Annotated in this window: 15 protein-coding genes and 1 other RNA gene; 9 read left to right on the top strand and 7 right to left on the bottom strand. The window is 61.5% G+C overall.

Translation table 11 applies throughout. The features are described from left to right. Positions 1 to 144 precede the first annotated feature (144 nt). A complete protein-coding gene (locus CAF90_RS09875) occupies positions 145 to 813 on the top strand; it encodes a gamma-glutamylcyclotransferase (RefSeq protein ID WP_085606027.1) in 669 nt (222 codons plus the stop codon). On the opposite strand, the gene glpT is transcribed toward CAF90_RS09875, so the two are convergent. Next, positions 789 to 2,138 carry a glycerol-3-phosphate transporter gene (glpT, locus tag CAF90_RS09870; protein WP_085606025.1) on the bottom strand — a complete coding sequence of 450 codons (1,350 nt, stop codon included), beginning with the start codon at positions 2,136 to 2,138 and terminating at the stop codon, positions 789 to 791. The genes CAF90_RS09875 and glpT overlap by 25 nt on opposite strands. 328 nt (positions 2,139 to 2,466) lie before the next feature. Here glpT and CAF90_RS09865 point away from each other — a divergent pair, with 328 nt between their 5' ends. Next, positions 2,467 to 3,081: an energy transducer TonB gene (locus CAF90_RS09865; RefSeq protein ID WP_085606023.1), complete on the top strand. Its 615-nt coding sequence runs from the start codon at positions 2,467 to 2,469 to the stop codon at positions 3,079 to 3,081. A 61-nt stretch (positions 3,082 to 3,142) separates the two neighbouring features. Here the strand turns inward: CAF90_RS09865 and CAF90_RS09860 are convergent, their stop codons facing one another. Then, positions 3,143 to 4,120 carry an NADPH:quinone oxidoreductase family protein gene (locus CAF90_RS09860; RefSeq protein WP_007951816.1) on the bottom strand — a complete coding sequence of 326 codons (978 nt, stop codon included), beginning with the start codon at positions 4,118 to 4,120 and terminating at the stop codon, positions 3,143 to 3,145. Between the two features lie 150 nt (positions 4,121 to 4,270). Here CAF90_RS09860 and CAF90_RS09855 point away from each other — a divergent pair, with 150 nt between their 5' ends. Further along, on the top strand, positions 4,271 to 4,678 hold the full coding sequence (locus CAF90_RS09855; protein WP_007951814.1) for a flagellar basal body-associated protein FliL: 408 nt from the start codon (positions 4,271 to 4,273) through the stop codon (positions 4,676 to 4,678). A 140-nt stretch (positions 4,679 to 4,818) separates the two neighbouring features. Here the strand turns inward: CAF90_RS09855 and CAF90_RS09850 are convergent, their stop codons facing one another. After that, on the bottom strand, positions 4,819 to 5,271 hold the full coding sequence (locus CAF90_RS09850) for an EVE domain-containing protein (RefSeq protein ID WP_007951813.1): 453 nt from the start codon (positions 5,269 to 5,271) through the stop codon (positions 4,819 to 4,821). A 197-nt stretch (positions 5,272 to 5,468) separates the two neighbouring features. On the opposite strand from CAF90_RS09850, the gene CAF90_RS29555 reads away from it, so the two are divergent. Then, positions 5,469 to 5,624: a hypothetical protein gene (locus tag CAF90_RS29555; protein ID WP_007911192.1), complete on the top strand. Its 156-nt coding sequence runs from the start codon at positions 5,469 to 5,471 to the stop codon at positions 5,622 to 5,624. A 35-nt stretch (positions 5,625 to 5,659) separates the two neighbouring features. Here CAF90_RS29555 and CAF90_RS09845 read toward each other — a convergent pair whose 3' ends face one another. The 4 genes from CAF90_RS09845 to CAF90_RS09830 form a co-directional block, all read right to left on the bottom strand. Then, positions 5,660 to 6,265 carry a 5-formyltetrahydrofolate cyclo-ligase gene (locus CAF90_RS09845; protein ID WP_085606020.1) on the bottom strand — a complete coding sequence of 202 codons (606 nt, stop codon included), beginning with the start codon at positions 6,263 to 6,265 and terminating at the stop codon, positions 5,660 to 5,662. 80 nt (positions 6,266 to 6,345) lie between these two features. Continuing rightward, a non-coding RNA gene (gene ssrS / locus CAF90_RS09840) (6S RNA) lies at positions 6,346 to 6,524 on the bottom strand. A gap of 30 nt (positions 6,525 to 6,554) precedes the next feature. Next, positions 6,555 to 6,872 (bottom strand): cell division protein ZapA, encoded by a 318-nt coding sequence (locus CAF90_RS09835; RefSeq protein ID WP_007951811.1) that lies wholly within the window; start codon positions 6,870 to 6,872, stop codon positions 6,555 to 6,557. Continuing rightward, entirely contained in the window at positions 6,869 to 7,078 is a 210-nt protein-coding gene (locus tag CAF90_RS09830; RefSeq protein ID WP_007940359.1) for a TIGR02449 family protein, read from the bottom strand. The genes CAF90_RS09835 and CAF90_RS09830 overlap by 4 nt, the downstream gene beginning before the upstream one ends. Before the next feature lie 125 nt (positions 7,079 to 7,203). Between CAF90_RS09830 and CAF90_RS09825 the strand changes: the two genes are divergently transcribed. Genes CAF90_RS09825 through CAF90_RS09805 form a run of 5 tightly spaced genes read left to right on the top strand, consistent with a single transcriptional unit; the run spans position 7,204 to position 12,015 of the window. Further along, positions 7,204 to 7,764 carry a YecA family protein gene (locus CAF90_RS09825; protein ID WP_007951810.1) on the top strand — a complete coding sequence of 187 codons (561 nt, stop codon included), beginning with the start codon at positions 7,204 to 7,206 and terminating at the stop codon, positions 7,762 to 7,764. A gap of 27 nt (positions 7,765 to 7,791) precedes the next feature. After that, on the top strand, positions 7,792 to 9,126 hold the full coding sequence (pepP, locus tag CAF90_RS09820) for a Xaa-Pro aminopeptidase (protein WP_085606018.1): 1,335 nt from the start codon (positions 7,792 to 7,794) through the stop codon (positions 9,124 to 9,126). Then, entirely contained in the window at positions 9,123 to 10,310 is a 1,188-nt protein-coding gene (gene ubiH, locus CAF90_RS09815) for a 2-octaprenyl-6-methoxyphenyl hydroxylase (protein WP_085606016.1), read from the top strand. Before pepP ends, ubiH begins: the two co-directional genes overlap by 4 nt. After that, positions 10,303 to 10,788 (top strand): DUF4442 domain-containing protein, encoded by a 486-nt coding sequence (locus CAF90_RS09810; protein WP_085606014.1) that lies wholly within the window; start codon positions 10,303 to 10,305, stop codon positions 10,786 to 10,788. Before ubiH ends, CAF90_RS09810 begins: the two co-directional genes overlap by 8 nt. 9 nt (positions 10,789 to 10,797) lie before the next feature. After that, on the top strand, positions 10,798 to 12,015 hold the full coding sequence (locus CAF90_RS09805) for a 2-octaprenyl-3-methyl-6-methoxy-1,4-benzoquinol hydroxylase (protein WP_170929376.1): 1,218 nt from the start codon (positions 10,798 to 10,800) through the stop codon (positions 12,013 to 12,015). Positions 12,016 to 12,034: the final 19 nt, after the last annotated feature.

Below are 12,034 nucleotides of genomic sequence, written 5' to 3'. Positions count from 1 at the left end.
CCGGTAGGTTATATATCAATCAGGCAATCAATTAAGAACTGTGCCATGGCACTCAAATTGCCTTAAAACATATGTGCCTTATTGTTACAGCGGTGCGTTCTATTAAGTAATTCTTCACCCGCGGGGAGCTGAACGCTATTCGCCATGAGCGCCATTGAAAACGCTTTTCTGAACCTGGCTTACCCTCCGCGGCTCGATCTTGGGCCGCAGCTGACGCACGAACAACTTCTCGCTTCCATGCAATCGACCATGGCGCGCCACAAAGGCGGGCCGGTGTGGCTGTTCGCCTACGGCTCGCTGATCTGGCGGCCGGAATGCTCCGCCGTCGAGCGGATGCGCGGGCGAGTCCATGGCTACCATCGCGGTTTGTACCTGTGGTCCCACGAACATCGCGGCACGCCGGAAATGCCCGGTTTGGTCTTCGGTCTGGATCGCGGCGGCTCGTGCAGCGGCTTCGCCTACCGGTTGCCGGAAGACAATCTGGACAGCGCGCTGTATGCGTTGTGGAAACGCGAGATGCCGTTCCCGTCCTATCGGCCACACTGGCTCAACTGCCGACTCGAAGATGGCAGCCAGGTTCAGGCCTTGGGATTCGTATTGGAGCGACACCTGCCCAGCTATGCCGGCAACTTGCCGGATCATGTGCTGAGCCAGGTGTTCGAAAGCGCTTGCGGGCGTTACGGCACCACTCGCGATTATGTCGAGCAGACCGCTCACGCCCTGCGCAGCCACGCCATGCCAGACCGGAATCTGGAGGCGCGGCTCAAGCGCTGTAAGTCAAAGGCCGATCAGGCGACTGCTTCGCGGCTCTGACTGGCGACTTGCTTGTGCCACAGGGTCGGGGCCAGGAGGGCCATCGACAGCAGGCAAGCGCCCACCAGCAGCACGAAACCGCCATCCCAGCCGAAATGGTCCACGGTGTAGCCCATTGCTGCACTGGCCGCGACCGAACCACCCAGATAACCGAACAGACCGGTGAAGCCTGCGGCAGTGCCGGCGGCTTTCTTCGGTGCCAGTTCCAGGGCCTGCAGGCCGATCAGCATCACCGGGCCGTAGATCAGGAAGCCGATGGAGAACAGCGCGATCATGTCGACGGTCGGGTTGCCGGCCGGGTTCAGCCAGTACACCAGCGTCGCCACGGTCACCAGTGCCATGAACACCATGCCGGTCAGGCCACGGTTGCCACGGAAGATCTTGTCCGACATCCAGCCGCACAGCAGCGTGCCCGGAATCCCCGCCCACTCGTAGAAGAAATAGGCCCACGAGGTTTTATCCACGGTGAAACCCTTGGCTTCCTTCAGGTAGGTCGGCGCCCAGTCCAGCACGCCGTAGCGGAGCAGGTAGACGAAGACGTTGGCCATGGCGATGTACCAGAGCATTTTGTTGCGCAGCACGTATTTGACGAAGATTTCCTTGGCGCTGAATTCGTCTTCGTGGCTGGCGTCGTAGCCTTCCGGGTAGTCGTTCTTGTACTTCTCGATCGGCGGCAGGCCGACCGACTGCGGGGTGTCGCGCATGGTCACGAAAGCGAACACCGCTACCGCCAGAGCCACAGCGGCCGGGACGTAGAACGCTGCGTGCCAGTCGTTGAACAGGCCCATGCCGATCAGGAACAGCGGGCCGATCAGGCCGCCACCGACGTTATGCGCCACGTTCCACACCGACACCACGCCGCCACGTTCCTTCTGCGACCACCAGTGCACCATCGTGCGTCCGCTCGGCGGCCAACCCATGCCCTGGGCCCAACCGTTGATGAACAGCAGGATGAACATCATGGTCACGCTGGAGGTTGCCCAAGGCGCGAAACCGAAAATGAACATGACCCCGGCCGATACCAGCAGACCGAACGGCAGGAAGTAACGCGGGTTGGAGCGGTCGGACACCAGGCCCATGAGGAACTTGGACAGACCGTAGGCGATGGCGATGGCCGACATCGCCAGACCCAGATCGCCACGGCTGTAGCCTTCGTCGATCAGGTACGGCATGGCCAGCGAGAAGTTCTTGCGCAGCAGGTAGTAACCCGCGTAGCCAAAGAAGATGCCGGCGAAGATCTGCCAACGCAGGCGTCGGTAGGTGCTGTCGATTTTTTCTTCAGGCAATGGAGCCTGATGTGCGGCAGGACGAAAGAAAGCAAACATTCAAGAGCTCCAGATTTCTTGTTTTGACTGCGGATGCGAATGTTACAGTTTCGTTACCGAAAATAGCACCGCTTCCCATCGGCAAAACAGCGGAAATGTTGGAAGTCGCGCGTTCCTTTATGAACATGTCGCTCAGATATAAGTACGCGGCGCTGTGGGAAATGTTACTTCGACGTCTTCCTGCCGGGTTTCATGGCTTTGTAGGGCACAGATTTGGGAAATGTCCTGCGAACAATGCGGAAGGCGCGGCGTTCTGTTTCAGGCTGCCGGGCTCTACCCTTTTGACGGTGCCAATCGGGCACTCGTGCGGTGAAGGGGGGGAGGGCTCATGCGGTGGTGTGTGTTGCTGTTTTTGCTGATGGCATCGGGAGGTGCGTGGGCGGTAGAGGTGCTGCTGATCCCGGAAAACAACCCGAAGCCGATCTATCCGTTGGCGCTTTTCAGGGCGGGTGTTACAGGAGAAGTGGGGGCCGAGTTCACCGTCCATGCCGACGGTTCAGTCGACCGGATCAGCTTTGCGCCAAGCAGCCATCCGGAGCTGATCGAGGCGGTCAGGATTGCCGTCGAGCAATGGCGTTTCAGGCCGTGGACCGTCGAGGGCGACAGGCCGGCAGAGAGGCGAGTCCTTGCGCCGATGGTATTCAGGCTGGATCTGGATCAACCCATCCACATCAACCAGCAACTGAAAGCCTTGAAGTGCCGAACCCTGAACGAATATCTCGGCGACATTGCGGAACAGTCGTGGATCGATACCAAGGTGTTCGTTCACACCAGGGCCTACCTTTCCAATGTTTTCCACAAAGCGCAGCTGCCGGACGAACAGCGCCTCGATATGATCGCCAGACTGAACAAGCGGATTCCGACGATTGTCCGGGGATGTCGCGACAGTCCGGTCCGGACTTACATGAGTCTGTTGCCGGAGGACATTCGCAGTTTGATGTAGGGCTGGAGTGCTCTGAAGGGCGACCCGGCAGTTGCCATCAATCCCGGGTCGCCCGATCAGCTCAGCGCACTTGCACCACAACCTTGCCGACAGCCTTTCGCTGCCCGAGATCATTGATCGCCTGTGCGGCATTGCCCAGCGGATAGACCTGCGACACCAGCGGTTTCAGCTTGCCCTCGGCAAACCAGCCGAACAGTTGCTGGAAGTTCGCCGCGTTGTCCTGCGGCTGGCGCTGGGCGAAGGAGCCCCAGAACACGCCGAGCACTGCCGCGCCCTTGAGCAGTGCGAGGTTGACCGGCAGTTCGGGAATGCGGCCGCTGGCGAAACCGACGACCAACAGGCGGCCGTTCCAGGCGATGGCGCGGATGGCCTGATCGAACAGGTCGCCGCCGACCGGGTCGTAGATCACGTCGGCGCCCTGGCCGTCGGTCAGGCGCTTGATCTCGTCCTTGAGGCTGGTTTCGCTGTAGTTGATCAGTTCGTCGGCACCGGCCGCCTTGGCCACGGCGAGTTTTTCCGCGCTGCTGGCGGCGGCGATCACCCGGGCGCCCATGGCTTTGCCGATTTCCACAGCGGCCAGGCCGACGCCGCCGGAGGCGCCGAGTACCAGCAGGGTTTCACCCGGTTGCAGGTTGCCGCGCTGTTTGAGGGCGTGCATCGAAGTGCCGTAGGTCATGCTGAAGGCGGCGGCGGTGTTGAAATCCATCGACGGCGGGATCGGCAGCACGTTGTAGCCCGGCACCGCGACCTGCTCGGCGAAGCTGCCCCAGCCGGTCAGGGCCATGACCCGATCGCCGACCTTCAGGTGACTGACCTTTTCACCGACTTCGCTGACCACGCCGGAGGCTTCGCCACCTGGGGAGAACGGGAAGGGCGGCTTGAACTGGTACTTGCCCTCGATGATCAGCGTGTCCGGGAAGTTGACCCCGGCTGCGTGCACGTCCAGCAGGATTTCGTTCTTCTTGGCGACAGGACTGGCGACGTCTTCCAGCACCAGCGATTCGGCAGGGCCGAAGGCTTTGCACAGCACGGCTTTCATCAGGGCTATTCCTTTGGGAGTGATGGCCGATAAGTGTAGGTGTGGCAGTCAACGGGTCAACGAGCATGCCCGGCCCTGATAGTCCGCCATAAGCTTGTGCTTGCGCGGCGGGTCGTTATGCTAGGCCGCAAACCGGATAAGGAGCGAATTGTGAAAGCGTGGATCATGTTGTTGCTGGCCCTGTCTCTGCCTGTGGCAGCGCTGGCCGAAGAAGCCAAAGAAGGCGAGGCGCCGAAGGTCAACTACATCACCCTGAGCCCGCCGTTTGTGGGCAACTACGGGCTCGATGGCACCCCGAAGCTTAAGGTCTACAAGGCCGACGTGGCACTGCGGGTGACCGGTGAAGAGGCGACCAAACTGGTCAAGGCCAACGAGCCGCTGATCCGCAATCAGCTGGTGGCGCTGTTCACTCAGCAGACCACCGATGCGATGGGCAGCATCGAGGGCAAGGAAAAGCTGCGTCAGGAAGCCTTGAAGCAGACCCAGCAAGTGATGAATGACGAGACCGGCAAGCCGGTGGTTGAAGATCTGTTGTTCAACAACCTGATCATCCAGTAAGGCATTCGTTGTCCGGGCGGGCCTCATCGCGAGCAAGCTCGCTCCCACAGGATTCATGGTGATCACAATTTTGTGATTCACACAGATCCCTTGTGGGAGCGAGCTTGCTCGCGATGGCATTTTGTCAGGCGACAAATGACTCAGGGTTTGAGCGCGATAACCGCGGCCCACTGCTCGGCCGTCACCGGCATCACCGACAGTCGCGAACCCTTCTGCACCAGCGGCATCTCGGCCAGCGCGGTCTGCTGTTTCAGGTAATCCAGCTTCAAGACCCGGCTGAAAGTTTCGACGTGGGCAACATCAATCGCGCTCCAGGCGTTCTTCTCCGGCGTGGCTTTCGGGTCGAAGTAATGGCTTTCCGGTTCCAGTGCGGTGGGATCCGGGTACGCGGCTTCGATGATTTTGCCGATTCCGGCAATCCCCGGCTCCGGGCAGCTGGAATGGTAGAAAAAGAACTCGTCCCCCACCGCCATGGCCCGCAGGAAATTGCGTGCCTGATAGTTGCGAACCCCGTCCCAGCGCGCTTTGCCGAGCTTTTCCAGGCCCTTGATCGAGAGTTCGTCGGGCTCGGATTTCATCAGCCAGTAGGCCATGGTGTGTGCTCCTCAAGCGGTCATTGGGCAGGTTGTCCGGCAATTTTATGACAAACCGACGGTCGGTTGACGCCAGCATTTGCGCAGAGGTTCACGTTGTCGCAAAATGCCGGCCTTTAAAGCTTGACGCTGCTGCACGGCCTACGAATGGAAACCGCTGCTGTCATCGTGATGATGTGCCTTGAGGGGGGCAATCGATGAAACGCAAACCGGATTTGCTGTGGACTTTGGTGATTTTGTTCGGTCTGGGCGTCGTGACCACCGGTTATGCGCAAAGTCTGTGGGCCAACAAGGCCGATGCACCGATTGAAGTAGCGCAACAAGTACAACAGTCGACAGCCTTCAAACGCTGAAACTGCCTTTTCGACGCCGCTGATCCGCGCGGCGTCTATCCTGCGAAATACCACGCCTTGTCTGTCACCGTTCCCTGCAACGGTACATCCCAGCTCGCTTGCGCGAGACGTTCGACTTTCTGACATTCATGGGCCAACCCCAAGAGCGTCGGCTTGCGCCAGTTCTGGCGTCGGGCCAGGTACGCCAGACTGCGATCGTAGAAACCTCCGCCCATGCCCAGGCGCCCGCCAATATCGTCGAATCCCACCAATGGCAACAACACCAGATCCAGTGCCCAGACCTTGCGCTGACGGGCCAGATTGGCGCGCGGCTCAAGGATACGGAAGCGGTTGGGTTTGAGTTTTTCGCCGGGGCGGATTTGCTGGAAGACCATCTTGGTCCGTGGCCAGGCACTGAGTACCGGCAGGTAGGTTTTCTTGCCCCGACGCTGGGCGGCGCGCAGCAACAGGCGCGGGTCGATTTCACCGTCGGTGGGCAGGTACAGGGAAATGTGTTTCGCCCGGCGAAAGTGCGGGTCTTGTGCCAGTTGCTTGTACAGACCTTCGGCGGCCTCGCGTTGTTCGCTTCGCGTCAGCGAGCGGCGGGCCTTGCGCAGCAGGCGGCGCAGTTGGGGGCGGGGCAGCAACGCGGGTTCGGTCATGGTTCGGCTTCGGCAGGGTGGGACGAAAACGTACGCATAAAAAATCCGATGCCGGCATGCACCGGCATCGGATTCGAATCAGGCTCCCCGGATGAGCCGCTGTCGACTTAGCCCTTGAACCCGAGAGTTCAAGGTGGAGGATGCAGTAGGCTTTAAGGCTTTCCGTCTGGCGGACATGCACACCAGCCCAACGTGCAACCCCCAGGGTAGTGCAAATCGGCTCAGGGACATCGTCAACTGGCAAGCACCCCAGGGAGTGCGGCGAGTATAACTCAAGCAGCCTGGCGAATCAGCCCTTGCTGATGTCCGGATCGTCGGCCAGCACCAGATCGACACGATCGAGCAAGTCACGCACCTGTTCACGGGTCGAACCGCTGGCCTGGATGTCCGGACGCTCTTCTTTGTGCAAGAGGTCGTGGGTGATGTTCAGCGCGGCCATCACGGCGATGCGGTCGGCGCCGATGACTTTGCCGCTGCTGCGGATCTCGCGCATCTTGCCGTCCAGGTAGCGGGCGGCGCTGATCAGATTGCTGCGCTCTTCCTGGGGACAGATGATCGAATACTCTTTGTCGAGGATCTGCACGGTAACGCTATTGCTTGAACTCATGAGTCTTGCTCCAGGGCCTTGAGGCGCGAAATCATCGATTCGACCTTACGCCGGGCGATTTCGTTTTTTTCAATGAGGTGCGCGCGTTCCTCGCGCCAGGTCTTTTCCTGAGCAAGTAAGAGTGCGTTTTGACTCTTTAGTTGCTCGACTCGGGTAATCAGCAGTTCGAGTCTGGCCATCAGCGCTTGCAGGTCGGTGTCTTCCATTGTGTCCACTGATTCGGTCTGATGGGTTTGGCTGGCGGACAGCCTTTAATGGTCTTGGCGAGTCTGTCGATGTAGGATACAAGGCCTTCATTCTAGACATAGCGCCGTCTGGCGCCTAGCTGCCCATGCCCATTCAGAATTCCCCGTACCAAGGCTTTGCCACCCTGCTGAACTCCAGCGGTCATTCCGTTTCGCCTGCCGAACTGCACGGCCTGTTGCTGGGCCGCAGTTGCGCCGGCGCCGGCTTCAATGCCGAAGAGTGGCTGATCGATGCCGCCGAGCTGCTCGAAAGCGAGCCGCAGGACAACGTCCGCAACGCGCTGATCGGTCTGCAGGAGATGGTCAAGAGCGAACTCACCGGTGATGACGTCACCGTGGTTCTGCTGCTGCCGAACGATGACGCGCCACTGGCCGAGCGCGCCGCCGCGCTGGGCGAATGGTGTCAGGGTTTCCTCACCGGTTTCGGCCTGAACTGCCGCGACAGCAGCATGTTGAGCACCGAAGCCACTGAAGTGTTGCAGGATTTGGCAGCGATCTCCCAGGTGCAAGACGCACTGGAAGAATCCGAAGACGGCGAAAGCGACTATATGGAAGTCATGGAGTACCTGCGTGTCGCTCCGCTGCTGCTGTTCTCCGAAACCAAAAAGGCCGACGTGCCGCCAGCGGCCAAGCCGTCGCTGCACTGATCGCGTGCCAGGGAAAGCCATCTGCCCATGATCCATATCCCGAAAGCGGAATACGCCCGGCGCCGCAAGGCGCTGATGGCGCAGATGGAACCCAACAGCATCGCGATCCTGCCTGCCGCCGCGGTCGCCATTCGCAACCGCGACGTCGAGCATGTCTATCGTCAGGACAGCGACTTCCAGTACCTCAGCGGTTTTCCCGAGCCGCAAGCGGTCATCGTCCTGATGCCCGGTCGCGAACACGGCGAATACGTGCTGTTCTGCCGTGAGCGCAATGCCGAACGCGAACTCTGGGACGGCCTGCGCGCCGGCCAGGAAGGCGCGATCCGCGATTTCGGCGCCGACGACGCCTTCCCGATTACTGACATCGACGACATCCTGCCGGGCCTGATCGAAGGCCGCGACCGGGTGTATTCGGCCATGGGCAGCAACCCCGAATTCGACCGCCACCTGATGGACTGGATCAACGTGATCCGCTCCAAGGCGCACCTCGGCGCCCAGCCGCCGAACGAATTCGTTGCCCTGGATCACCTGCTGCACGACATGCGCCTGTATAAATCGGCGGCAGAAGTGAAGGTGATGCGCGAAGCGGCGCGGATCTCTGCCCAGGCTCACATCCGGGCGATGCAGGCCAGCCGTGCCGGGTTGTACGAGTACAGCCTCGAAGCCGAACTGGATTACGAGTTCCGCAAGGGCGGGGCGAAAATGCCGGCCTATGGTTCGATCGTCGCTGCCGGGCGCAACAGCTGCATCCTGCATTACCAGCAGAATGACGCGTTGCTCAAGGACGGCGATCTGGTGCTGATCGACGCCGGATGCGAGATCGACTGCTACGCCAGCGACATCACCCGCACCTGGCCGGTCAACGGCAAGTTTTCCGCTGAACAGAAAGCGATCTACGAACTGGTGCTGGCTTCGCAGGAAGCGGCATTCGCCGAAATCGCTCCGAACAAGCACTGGAACCAGGCGCACGAAGCCACGGTTCGGGTCATCACCGCCGGACTGGTGAAGCTGGGGCTGTTGCAGGGCGAAGTCGACGAGTTGATCGCTACCGAGGCCTACAAGGCGTTTTACATGCACCGCGCCGGCCACTGGCTGGGGATGGATGTGCATGACGTCGGCGAATACAAGGTCGGCGGCGAATGGCGAGTGCTGGAAGTCGGCATGGCGCTGACCGTGGAGCCGGGCATCTACATCGCTCCGGACAATCAGAACGTAGCGAAGAAATGGCGCGGCATTGGCGTGCGCATCGAGGATGACGTGGTAGTGACCAAGAGCGGTTGTCAAATCCTGACGGGTGGCGTGCCGAAAACCGTCGCCGAGATCGAAGCCCTGATGGCGCAAGCACGGACCTGCGCGGCATGAGTCGGGTCAATCTGGCAATCATCGGTGGCGGTCTGGTCGGCGCCAGTCTGGCGTTAGCCTTGCAGGCCGGGGCCAAGGCCCGCGGCTGGAAGATCGTGCTGATCGAACCGTTCGCCCCCGGTGATACCTGGCAGCCAAGCTACGACGCGCGCTCCTCGGCGCTGTCCTTCGGCTCGCGGCAGATTTATCAGCGGTTGGGCGTGTGGCAGGAAATCTCCCGCCGCGCCGAACCGATCAAGCAGATTCATGTATCCGACCGTGGTCGTTTCTCCACCGCCCGACTTTCGGCGATGGAAGAGGGCGTCCCTGCGCTCGGCTATGTCGTGGAAAACGCCTGGCTCGGCCAGTGTCTGTGGCAGCACCTCGACAAAGACGTGATCAGCTGGCGCTGCCCGGCGGAAGTCACCCGCATGGAGCCGTTGCCGGACGGCTATCGCCTGACCCTCAACGACGAAACCACGGTCGAGTGCGATCTGGCGGTGCTCGCCGATGGTGGCCGTTCCGGTCTGCGCGAACAACTGGGCATCAACGTGCGCAAGCGCCCGTACAACCAGAGCGCGCTGATCGCCAACATCACCCCGAGTGAAGCGCACAACGGCATGGCCTTCGAGCGCTTCACCGACGAAGGCCCGATGGCGCTGCTGCCGCTGCCGGAAAACCGTTGCGCGCTGGTCTGGACCCGTCTGGGCATGGACGCGCAACGGTTGGCCGACCTGAGCGAGCGTGATTTTCTCAGCGAGCTGCAAGGCGTGTTCGGCTACCGTCTCGGCACTTTGAAACAGGTTGGCGCGCGGCATCTCTATCCGCTGTCGCTGGTGGAAGCCGAAGAACAGGTGCGTTCGCATCTGGCCGTCCTCGGCAACGCCGCCCACAGTTTGCACCCGATTGCCGGGCAGGGTTTCAACCTGTCTCTGCGCGATGCCGATGCGTTGGCCGCCGCGCTGCTGGCCAGCGACAAACCGCTGGGGGATTTCGCCACGTTGCAGGCCTATCGCGAGCGTCAGCGTCTCGATCAGGACCTGACCGTGGGTTTCTCCGATCAGGTCACGCGCCTGTTCGGCAGCACCCAGCCGCTGGTGTCGCTGGGGCGCAACATCGGCCTGCTCGGCCTCGATCTGCTGCCGCCGGCCAAACGCTGGTTCGCCCGTCAGGCCATGGGGCTGGGGACGCGGCCGGATGCGTGAGTGGCTGATCAAACAGTTTGGCAAGGCTCGGCTGATGCGCTGGATCATGACGTTCTACCCGCCGTACTTCGGCGCCGGTGTCCGGGTGCAGCACATCAGCGATGACTTTCGTGACATCCAGGTCTCGATGGGCCTGGGCTGGTACAACCGCAATTACGTCGGCACCCAATTCGGCGGCAGTCTGTATTCGATGGTCGATCCGTTCTTCATGTTAATGCTCATGGAGAACCTCGGCTCGAAGTACATCGTCTGGGACAAGGCCGCCGACATTGATTTCATATCGCCGGGCAAAGGCCCGGTGTTCGCCCGGTTCAACATCGACGACACCCTGCTCGACGAGATCCGTCGGCAGACCGCCAGTGGCGAAAAATACCTGCCGCAGTTGCAGGTCGACATTCATGACGGCGCCGGCAACCTGGTGGCGCGGGTCGGTAAAACCCTTTACGTGCGGCTCAAGCCGCCAGCGAGACAGGCTTAAAGCATGGAAATGCGCGCGGATGTGCTGATTGTCGGAGCCGGAATGGTCGGCAGTGCCCTGGCGCTGGCGTTGCAGGGCAGCGGGCTGGAGGTGCTGCTGCTCGACGGCAGCCCGTTGAGCGTCAAACCCTTCAATGGCGACGCGCCGTTCGAGCCACGGGTGAGCGCACTGTCGGCGGCCAGCCAGCGGATCCTCGACCGCCTCGGCGTGTGGGACGGCATCGTCAATCGACGCAGCAGCCCTTACACCGACATGCACGTCTGGGACGGCAGCGGCACCGGCCAGATTCACTTCTCGGCCAGCAGCGTGCACGCCGAGGTGCTCGGCCACATTGTCGAAAACCGCGTGGTCCAGGATGCCTTGCTCGACCGTCTGCACGATTGCGATATGGGCCTGTTGGCCAACGCGCGACTGGAGCAGATGCGCCGTTCCGGTGACGACTGGCTGCTGACCCTGGCCGACGGCCGCACCTTGCGCGCGCCGCTGGTGATCGCGGCGGACGGTGCCAATTCCGCTGTGCGCCGTCTGACTGGCGTTGCCACTCGCGAGTGGGATTACCTGCATCACGCCATCGTCACCAGCGTGCGCAGCAGCAAGCCGCACCGCATGACCGCGTGGCAGCGCTTCACCGATCACGGGCCGCTGGCGTTTTTGCCGCTGGAGCGTGATGGCCAGCAGGACTGGTGCTCGATCGTCTGGTCGACCACGCCGAGCGAAGCCGAACGGCTGATGGCGCTGGATGAAGCGGATTTCTGCCGTGAACTCGAACGCGCTTTCGAAGGTTGCCTCGGCGACGTCATCAGTGCCGACCCGCGCCTGTGCGTGCCGCTGCGTCAACGTCACGCCAAACGCTACGTGGCCGAAGGCCTGGCACTGATCGGTGATGCCGCGCACACCATTCACCCGTTGGCGGGGCAGGGCGTGAACCTCGGCTTCCTCGATGCCGCCGTACTGGCCGAAGTGTTGTTGCAGGCCAACGAACGCGGCGAACGCCTGGCGGACGTGAAAGTCCTGAGCCGCTACGAACGCCGGCGCATGCCGCACAATCTGGCGTTGATGGCCGCGATGGAAGGCTTCGAGCGGTTGTTCCAGGCCGATCCGCTGCCGCTGCGCTGGTTGCGTAATACCGGACTGAAAATCGTCGAGCAGATGCCCGAAGCCAAGGCGTTGTTCGTGCGCGAAGCATTGGGGCTGACCGGGGACTTGCCGGCCCTCGCCAAGGCCTGACGAATGTCGTGCAACATCT

The sequence above is a fragment of the Pseudomonas sp. B37(2017) genome (assembly GCF_002112885.1).
Classification (GTDB): Bacteria; Pseudomonadota; Gammaproteobacteria; order Pseudomonadales; family Pseudomonadaceae; genus Aquipseudomonas; species Aquipseudomonas paraglycinae.
Note: the sequence above shows the minus strand (reverse complement) of the source record. Positions and strands in the feature narration are given on the sequence as shown.

Bases quoted from the DNA above. Each gene is read 5' to 3' on its own strand.
- glpT (WP_085606025.1), bottom strand. From the start codon at position 2,138: ATGTTTGCTTTCTTTCGTCCTGCCGCACATCAGGCTCCATTGCCTGAA.
- ubiH (WP_085606016.1), top strand. From the start codon at position 9,123: ATGAGTCGGGTCAATCTGGCAATCATCGGTGGCGGTCTGGTCGGCGCC.
- CAF90_RS09810 (WP_085606014.1), top strand. From the start codon at position 10,303: ATGCGTGAGTGGCTGATCAAACAGTTTGGCAAGGCTCGGCTGATGCGC.
- CAF90_RS09875 (WP_085606027.1), top strand. From the start codon at position 145: ATGAGCGCCATTGAAAACGCTTTTCTGAACCTGGCTTACCCTCCGCGG.
- CAF90_RS09860 (WP_007951816.1), bottom strand. From the start codon at position 4,120: ATGAAAGCCGTGCTGTGCAAAGCCTTCGGCCCTGCCGAATCGCTGGTG.
- CAF90_RS09835 (WP_007951811.1), bottom strand. From the start codon at position 6,872: ATGAGTTCAAGCAATAGCGTTACCGTGCAGATCCTCGACAAAGAGTAT.
- CAF90_RS09865 (WP_085606023.1), top strand. From the start codon at position 2,467: ATGCGGTGGTGTGTGTTGCTGTTTTTGCTGATGGCATCGGGAGGTGCG.
- CAF90_RS09825 (WP_007951810.1), top strand. From the start codon at position 7,204: ATGCCCATTCAGAATTCCCCGTACCAAGGCTTTGCCACCCTGCTGAAC.
- CAF90_RS09830 (WP_007940359.1), bottom strand. From the start codon at position 7,078: ATGGAAGACACCGACCTGCAAGCGCTGATGGCCAGACTCGAACTGCTG.
- CAF90_RS29555 (WP_007911192.1), top strand. From the start codon at position 5,469: ATGAAACGCAAACCGGATTTGCTGTGGACTTTGGTGATTTTGTTCGGT.
- CAF90_RS09845 (WP_085606020.1), bottom strand. From the start codon at position 6,265: ATGACCGAACCCGCGTTGCTGCCCCGCCCCCAACTGCGCCGCCTGCTG.
- CAF90_RS09805 (WP_170929376.1), top strand. From the start codon at position 10,798: ATGCGCGCGGATGTGCTGATTGTCGGAGCCGGAATGGTCGGCAGTGCC.
- pepP (WP_085606018.1), top strand. From the start codon at position 7,792: ATGATCCATATCCCGAAAGCGGAATACGCCCGGCGCCGCAAGGCGCTG.
- CAF90_RS09850 (WP_007951813.1), bottom strand. From the start codon at position 5,271: ATGGCCTACTGGCTGATGAAATCCGAGCCCGACGAACTCTCGATCAAG.